Origin of the sequence: Bartonella sp. MR110HLJHH (assembly GCF_042194225.1) — a bacterium.
Taxonomy (GTDB): domain Bacteria; phylum Pseudomonadota; class Alphaproteobacteria; order Rhizobiales; family Rhizobiaceae; genus Bartonella; species Bartonella grahamii.
Map to the genome: position 1 here is coordinate 1,414 of NZ_JBHIMQ010000042.1, position 1,307 is coordinate 2,720.

1 protein-coding gene is annotated in these 1,307 nt (G+C 35.4%); it reads left to right on the forward strand.

All coding sequences use genetic code 11. From position 1 onward, the window contains the following. Positions 1–605 precede the first annotated feature (605 nt). Positions 606–1,307: hypothetical protein (locus tag ACFIKB_RS09030; RefSeq protein ID WP_375653414.1), on the forward strand; the 702-nt coding region annotated here is incomplete at its 3' end.

Sequence of the window (1,307 nt, forward strand, 5' to 3'; positions counted from 1 at the left end):
TATAAAAATAGTCTTTAGTAAGACTCATTCTGGTAAAAACAGAAAAAGTTCTCGCAAAGGGAGGTGCGACGGATCATGAAAAAATCACACAACTATCCTCGTTTTATTTTAAAGCTCTTCAAGCGAAAAAATCTAAAACTCGAGAGTATGTCGCTTATCCCTACGATAAAAGCGCAATGATTTCACAACAAATACTCTAAATCATTCGCCGGACAACTTAACCTTTTTCCGCAACTATACCTTATAGCCTCTTAAGCATACAAAATGATCTCTTTCACTTTAAAAACTATAAACCGCAGATCTAACAATAGCATACAAACATGCCTTCATCATATCCGTTCTATCTATTTCCTCCCCCTCAAATTCAGAAATTTTGTTGCAAAAAGAGAACCCTTCTTAAAGGCGAAAAAAATCAAACACCCATTAACCAAATCGCTAATCAACCTTAATCGCAGCCTTGCCAGAGTTCTAATTACTTCCGTTCGTCTCTGCGACAAACCTAAACTTTGTAAAGAACAAACAAAACCACACCACAAAATCATCCCTAGCGCTGAAATGTGTTTTTTTTATGTTCTGAATATGTTTTTTTACTTGGAGAATTTGTTATGAAAAAATTATATACCACATCAAAAGCGCCAGTGGTGAATGATTTTAAAAATTCTTTCTCGCTTTATCAATTACTTTTTATTAAAGCGCTTTCATTGGCTTCAGTGATTATCTTTTTATCAAATATTTCTCCTGTTTCTGCTAATACTCAGATTTTTAATAACATATCAAGCGGTTTTAGTGGCGGTACAAATGTGCTTAAAGCCATTCCACCAGCCTATGTTGTTGGCAGTAAATTATATAAAGATAGTGGCTCTGCATTTATAGAGGATGAAGATGCCTTCAAAAATTTAAATCCTAATATTAAGTTTCAAACGCAACTTGCACTTGATACTGCGCTTGAGACTGCATTTGCGGGTAGGGAAAGTTCTAAGGATGAAGATGCTTTCAGAAATTTAAATCCTAATATTAAGTTTCAAACGCAACCTGCACTTGATACTGCACTTACGGGTAAGGAAAGTTCTAAGAAGGAAAGTTCTAAGAATGTAGCGGATGCATTTTCTAGCGTGAAAAGTGCTTTCACAAGTTTAAATCATCAACTTGAACTTGCTGAGATAAAGAATCCCCCTGCTATTGAAGAGAAACAAAATAATCTATCTCAAGGTCATGATCAGCATAAGAATATAGAAGGTTTAATCCGTGGATTAGGTCGGGATGATGAAGAAAGGGCGGTAACTATTGCTGCTGCCTCACCATTAAAA